Source organism: Sutterella massiliensis (assembly GCF_016899755.1).
Lineage (GTDB): Bacteria > Pseudomonadota > Gammaproteobacteria > Burkholderiales > Burkholderiaceae_F > Sutterella > Sutterella massiliensis.
Map to the genome: position 1 here is coordinate 1 of NZ_JACJJC010000289.1, position 450 is coordinate 450.

1 protein-coding gene is annotated in these 450 nt (G+C 60.9%); it reads left to right on the top strand.

All coding sequences use genetic code 11. The features are described from left to right. Nucleotides 1-450 (top strand): polysaccharide biosynthesis/export family protein (locus tag H6A60_RS12605; protein ID WP_205105172.1); only part of this gene is annotated, 450 nt, incomplete at both ends.

The window sequence follows — 450 nt, forward strand, 5'->3', positions numbered from 1 at the left end:
GAAGGGCGCTTTGCGTCGACCTTCAGCGACACGGCCTCCAACGACTACGTGCTCGCCCCGGGCGACCGCATCGTGATCCGCGTATGGGGCGTTCGCGCCTACGACGACGTTCTGGTTGTCGACCAGCAGGGAAACATCTTCATTCCGGAAGTGGGCCCCGTTCATGTGGGCGGCCTTACGAACAGCCAGCTTCTCCCGACGGTTCGCGGCGCCATTTCCCGCGTCTATACAAACAACGTTCAGGTCTACGTCAATCTGCAGAGCGCGCAGCCTGTTGCCGTTTACGTAACGGGCTTCGTGAACCATCCGGGCCGCTATGCGGGCGGCTCGGTTGATTCCGTTCTCTCCTTTGTTGACCGTGCGGGCGGCATTGATCCTGCCCGCGGCAGCTACCGCCACATCGAAATCATTCGCGGCGGCAAGTCCATTGCAAAGCTCGACCTTTATCTC